Below are 4,821 nucleotides of genomic sequence, written 5' to 3'. Positions count from 1 at the left end.
GCCTGGTCGACGCCATCGGCGCGGTGCTGCCCGGCGCGTCGTGGCAACGATGCCGCACCCACTACGCGAGGAACTTGCTGAGCCAGGTTCCGAAATCGGCCCAGCCCTGGGTCGCCACGCTGCTGCGAACGGTCTTCGAACAGCCCGACACCGACGCGGTCCAATGAACGGTGGCGAGGGGGGTCTGCGTCAGTGGCTGAACACCCTGGGAGCGCAGTTGGAAAAGGGCTGGGAGCTGCTGGGCCGTCCCCCGATGGACGAGGACACCTTGGCGACACTCATTGCCCAGGCCGACGACGCCTTCGGTGACCGGTCCTACGCGGAACTGGTCCGAGCCCGGGACACCCGGCAGAACGCCGTGCTCCGGGCACTGGCAGCGGTGGACGCCGAGGAGGTGCCGGCGGTATGACACGACTCAGCGGCAGGACGGCCGTCGTCACCGGAGGCACCCGGGGGCTCGGAGCACGGATCGCCCGGATGTTCCTCCAGGAAGGCGCCGACGTGGTCGTGGCCTCCCGGGAGAAGGGCGAGTGGCGCCCGGAACCGGGGGCGGGCGGGGGCCGCATCGCTTACCACCCGGTCGACGTACGGGATCCCGACTCCGCCACCGAGCTCATGCGGGCCGCCGCCGACCGCTTCGGCGGTGTCGACATCCTGGTGGCCAACGCCGGCGTGAGCCGTCCCGGGGCGGTGGAGAAACTCGCCCCGGACCACTGGGCGGAGGTGCTCGACACCAATGTCACGGGGGTCTTCCACTGCGCCCGGGCCGCGATCCAGTTCTATGCATGGCAGATGGGGCTGATCGACGACCGCAAGGCCGAGGAGTGGGCCGACACCTTCACCGAGGACGCGGTGTTCGAGGAGGCCAGCCGGATGGATCCGCTGCGGGGCCGGGCGGCCATCGCGGCGTCCTGCCGCAAGCGGGCCGACCGGCTGGAGGCCGAGCGGACCGATTTCCGGCACTGGCTGGGCATGCTCGATGTCCATGCCCAGCCGGACGGGTCCCTGCGGACCCGCACCTACGCGCTGGCCATGCGTACCCGGCTCGACGGGCCGCTGGAGATTTTCCCGAGTGTCGTCTGCCGTGACCACCTGGTGCCGCGCAACAACGGCTGGTTGGTGAGTCACCGCGTCCTCCAGCACGACGGCTCCGGACGATAGCCAGGAGACTGCCGGGACCAGGAGTCCGGGAAACGGCCGGGAGGGGGCACCGCGGCCCCCCTCCGGCCGCCTTTTCCCGTACGTCATCTTGTCGGCAACAACCGCTTTGACCTGAACCGCACTTGAGGTAACAGGCTTGGTCCATGCCCTTCCGCCCAGCCTGGTGGCGGAGAACTCGATGAAAGGTCGACATCCATGAGAGCAGCGGCGTTTTCCGCCTTCGGGGGTCCCGAGGTGCTGGACACGGTCTCCGTCCCGACGCCGACGGCCGGCCCGGGGGAGGTACGGGTCAGGGTCCGGGCCGCGGGAGTGCAGCCGATCGACTGCGCGGTCCGGTCCGGCCGCCGTGCTCCCGGTTTCACCATCGAGTTCCCGCACATCACCGGGGGTGAGTTCGCCGGGGTCGTCGACCAGACCGGTGAGGGAGTGCTGGGCATCGAGGCGGGCGCCGAGGTGCTGGGATTCCGTACGCAGCGCTCCTACGCCGAGTACGTGGTGGTACCGGCCGATCAGGTGGTGGCCAAGCCGGTCGCGATGGACTGGGAGGTTGCGGGCGGCCTGTCCGGCGCCGGCCAGGCGGCGCACACCGCGGTGGAGGTCCTGCGGGTCGGGGCCGGCGACACTTTTCTCGTCAACGGCGCAGCGGGTGGAGTGGGCACCGTCGCGGTGCAGCTCGCCCGCTCGTTGGGCGCCACGGTCATCGGCACGGCGAGCGAGGCCAACCACGACTATCTGCGTGAGCTGGGCGCGATTCCCGTGACCTACGGGCCTGGCCTGGCCGAGCGGGTCCGGGAGTTGGCTCCGCATGGGGTCGACGCGGCCCTGGACGCGGCGAGTGCGGACGGTCTGCGGGCCGCGGTGGAACTGGTCAAGGACCTCGACCGGGTGGGCACGATCTCCTCCGTCGAGGCGTACGAGCAGCTCGGCGCCCGCTGGATCGGCAGCCAGCGCTCCGCGAAGCGGCTGGACGCGCTGGTGTCCCTCTACGTGCGGGGGGTATTGCGCATTCACGTGCGGGCCACCTACCCCCTGGAGGACGCGGCCTCGGCCCACCGTGACGTCGAATCGGGCCACGGCAGGGGCAAGGTCGTCCTGTCGGTCGGCTGACCCTCCTTCTGTCCGGCATCCATCACACATCGAGGTACCTCCCATGAACCGTCCGCCCGACCGCATTTCCACCGTCCATGTCCGCCCGGGGCGGACCGTTCCTCGCACCGCGTCATGAGCCGTGGTGCGTCGCCGCCCTCCGGGGAGGCGGCGGACACGTCGGCGGCCGGACCGTCGGACGGCGGGCTGCCGGAGCCGGAAGGGTCCGGGCGGGCGGGCGCGCTCGTCGCGCTGCTGCTCACCTCCACGCTGGGGGTGATGGCCGGTTCGGTGATCTCTCCCGTGGTGGAGGTGATCCGGGGCGATCTGGGGGTCAGCGGCACCGCGGCGGGCCTCGTCGTGACCGCCCACGCGCTGGCCGTGGCCGTCATCAGCCCACTGGCCGGGCGGCTGATCGACCTGTGGGGTGTGCGGTCCCCGCTGGCCTGGGGACTGTTCCTCTTCGCGGCCGGCGGGGCCACCGGTCTGTTCGCCACCTCGTATCCGGTCCTGATCGCCGGCAGGCTGGTCTTCGGGATCGGGGCCGCGGCCGTCTTCACGGGCACCACCGTCGCACTGCTCCAGCTGTTCCAGGGCAGCCGCAGGGACCGGGTGATGGGGTGGCGTTCGTCCGCCAACAGCGTCGGCGGCGTGCTGTGGCCGTTGCTGGGCGGCGCGGTCGGCGGTATCTCGTGGCACGCGCCCTTCGCGGTGTACCTGGTCGGACTGCCGCTGGGGCTGCTGGTCCTGGTGGTCCTGCCCCGGACCCGGGGCAGCGCCTCCACTGCCTCCGGCGGGGCGCTCGTACTGCTGCGGCGCAGCCCCGGGCTGGTCGGCTATTACGCGCTTCAGGCCGCCTCCTCCGTCTTCCTCTACGCCATGGTGGTGTTCCTGCCCCAGCGGCTGGCCGCGCTGGGCATCACGGAACCGCTGCAGGTGTCCCTGTACTCCGTGGTGGTCACCAGCGCCGCGGGCAGCCTGGTCGGACTGTGGTACGCGCGGTTGCGGACCCGGCTGAGCTATTCGGCGCTGCTGCGTGTGGCCGCGCTCGCCTGGACCGGTGCCTTCGCCGTCCTGGGCGTGGCCGGCAGCCCCGCGCTGCTGCTGGCAGGGACCGCGCTGCTCGGGATCGGCCAAGGACTGTCGCTGCCCTCGCTGACCGTGCTGATCAACGAGACGGCGCCGGGTGCCTTGCGGGGCCGCGCGACCTCGCTGGCCGGCACCGTCATCTTCGGGGGCCAATTCCTCGCGCCCCTGCTGGTGGGACCGCTGATCGAGGCTACGTCGAGCACGACGGGGTTCCTGGCCGCGGCGGGCCTCGCCGCGCTCATCGGAGTGGTACTGCTCTTCACCAAGTGACGTATCCGTCAAGTGACGCGAAAGACCCGGCGGGTGGTACCAAAGCGACTGCTTCGGTACCACCCGCCGGGTCTTTCGCGCTCTCCCTCGACTTCCTGACGATACGTGACCCGAGTTGACCAACCTCTGCACTTCCCGCCGTTGAAGCCTGCAGGTCGACCGAACAAGAATGTTCCCCGAACGGTGAGGCGAGTTCCCGGCTCGCGTGTGAGGGGGAATCACCGGAGTCCGTCCGGTCGCGGACCGGACGCGCCAGGATGAGGTGGGTGACGACCACCACCGACCTCTGGCACCACTTCGGCCGCACCCGTGCCGCGCTCGATCGCGCGGTCCCCGACGCCTTCCACTGGACCTGGGGTCAGGACGGCGGCCCCGGCGCCGAGGTCCTGGGTGACCTGACGGACAAGGTCGTCGGAGACCTCGGCGCCGGGGCCGCCCGGCACGCCGCCCACCTCGCCACCCGGCACACACCTGCCCGAGTCGACGCCGTCGACGGCTCGCCGGCGCAGTACGACCTGGCGACCGGCCTGTTCGGCCACCTCGCGCCGCGCCTGTGCGTCGTTCGAGCCGACGCCGTGGAACACCTGCGGACGGCGGCCGGCACCTACGACGTGCTGTACAGCGTGTTCGGCGCGCTCGACTTCACGTCCCCCCGTGCGCTGCTGCCGGCCGTGGCCGCCGGGTTGCGTCCGGGTGGCCTGCTGGCGTTCTCCACCCTCGCCCACCACGTGGGCGGTGCTCCGGCGGAGTCCGCTGTCGTAGCCGCCGAGATTCCGGCGAGGACCCCGGACGGGGAAGCGGCCGTGCTGCGGCGCTGGGTCCTCCGGGAGCAGGTCTGGACGAGGGTCCTCGACGAGTCCGGCTTCACGCGCGTCCACGTCGATGTGCTGCCGCCGGCGGCCGAGGGCCCGCGCAGCGCAGCCACCCTGCTGGTCACCGCGGTCAGCCGGCGCTCAGTCCCCCATCGGTGGTGACGGAGGTGGCGCTGGCCAAGGAGTGCTGACGTGTCAGCGCGGCGGTGCTGACGAGTGGTCGCCGGTGCCTCTCTCCGGTGGCCCGGCCTCCAAGTCCGCGTCGGCGTCCGCCTCCGGCAGGCGCAGCCCCCGGGACTCGGCCACCCGCAGGGCGTCGGTCAGGCACTCGGCGAGGCGGATTCCGGCGTAGCGGACCTCGGTGTACGGGGTGGTGGGGTCGGCCAGGAGCGGGCGGGCGAGG

Annotated in this window: 5 protein-coding genes and 2 pseudogenes; 6 read left to right on the top strand and 1 reads right to left on the bottom strand. The window is 71.8% G+C overall.

The genetic code is table 11. The annotated features are described in order from the left end of the window. From RIF68_RS27585 to RIF68_RS27560, 6 genes and pseudogenes are all read left to right on the top strand, one after another. Positions 1-161, top strand: a pseudogene (locus tag RIF68_RS27585) (transposase); the annotation flags it as partial. A gap of 2 nt (positions 162-163) precedes the next feature. After that, positions 164-409: a hypothetical protein gene (locus RIF68_RS27580; protein WP_309054012.1), complete on the top strand. Its 246-nt coding sequence runs from the start codon at positions 164-166 to the stop codon at positions 407-409. Then, positions 406-1,161, top strand: coding sequence for an SDR family NAD(P)-dependent oxidoreductase (locus RIF68_RS27575; RefSeq protein ID WP_309054011.1), 756 nt, complete (start codon positions 406-408; stop codon positions 1,159-1,161). Before RIF68_RS27580 ends, RIF68_RS27575 begins: the two co-directional genes overlap by 4 nt. 195 nt (positions 1,162-1,356) lie before the next feature. Continuing rightward, a complete protein-coding gene (locus RIF68_RS27570) occupies positions 1,357-2,268 on the top strand; it encodes an NADP-dependent oxidoreductase (protein WP_309054010.1) in 912 nt (303 codons plus the stop codon). A gap of 114 nt (positions 2,269-2,382) precedes the next feature. Continuing rightward, positions 2,383-3,606, top strand: coding sequence for an MFS transporter (locus RIF68_RS27565; RefSeq protein ID WP_309054009.1), 1,224 nt, complete (start codon positions 2,383-2,385; stop codon positions 3,604-3,606). A gap of 266 nt (positions 3,607-3,872) precedes the next feature. Next, positions 3,873-4,580 (top strand): class I SAM-dependent methyltransferase, encoded by a 708-nt coding sequence (locus tag RIF68_RS27560; protein WP_309054008.1) that lies wholly within the window; start codon positions 3,873-3,875, stop codon positions 4,578-4,580. A 33-nt stretch (positions 4,581-4,613) separates the two neighbouring features. Here the strand turns inward: RIF68_RS27560 and RIF68_RS27555 are convergent. After that, positions 4,614-4,821, bottom strand: a pseudogene (locus tag RIF68_RS27555) (hypothetical protein); the annotation flags it as partial.

Origin of the sequence: Streptomyces sp. (assembly GCF_031178505.1) — a bacterium.
Lineage (GTDB): Bacteria > Actinomycetota > Actinomycetes > Streptomycetales > Streptomycetaceae > Streptomyces > Streptomyces gulbargensis.
The sequence above is the reverse complement of the archived record's forward strand: the minus strand, read 5'-3'. Positions and strand labels throughout refer to the sequence as shown.